General features: G+C 48.4%; 1 protein-coding gene. It reads right to left on the bottom strand.

Annotated features, from left to right (window positions below):
- Positions 1 to 318: 318 nt before the first annotated feature.
- Positions 319 to 607: hypothetical protein (locus ACR0E6_RS22660; protein ID WP_480587624.1), on the bottom strand; the 289-nt coding region annotated here is incomplete at its 5' end.

Genomic DNA, 607 nt, shown 5'->3' with positions numbered 1-607 from the left:
GCATACGGCACATCTACGGGTGCGAGTCGTTCAGATCCGCATCCGCTTCTCTGTACGGCGGTGAGGTTGCCAACATGATCCGAAAGCAGCAATTCTCCAATAGGACCAGGTCGGTCTTTCGTCTGTTTGCCGAGTTCGCAGAATAGGTTTGTCCGGTAGTTTGCAAGCACTGGCCGTTCAAAACGTTTGCGACAAATCCGGAACAGGACAATGCGGTAAGTCTCTTCTACCTACCCCCGTCACAACGGGAGCGAATTCTAAGATCGATGGAGCCTGAAACTAGGCGCTTTTTGGTCTTTTCTGGCCAAGGCCAGGACGCTATTGGTTCAAATAGTAGTGAACATCTTTGTGATTGCAGTCACTATACGATGATGGGAAAGGTGCCTCGACACTGCACGAATGGCTGATGTGTTCGCCATCAAAACTTGCTTCATATTTGAACTCTACGGCCTGAGGGGCGTCATCATAGATCTGATATGTGACGTTCATTTTCGCTTTGTTGGCTGTATCCTTGTATTGAAACTCTATTTCACCAGACCCATGAGGTTCGATATACGGTTGCACACCTTTAATATTGACTTCGTTGTGGTTCGAGGTGGGATTGACC

The sequence above is a fragment of the Ruegeria sp. AP12 genome, from assembly GCF_056540025.1.
Note: the sequence above shows the minus strand (reverse complement) of the source record. Positions and strands in the feature narration are given on the sequence as shown.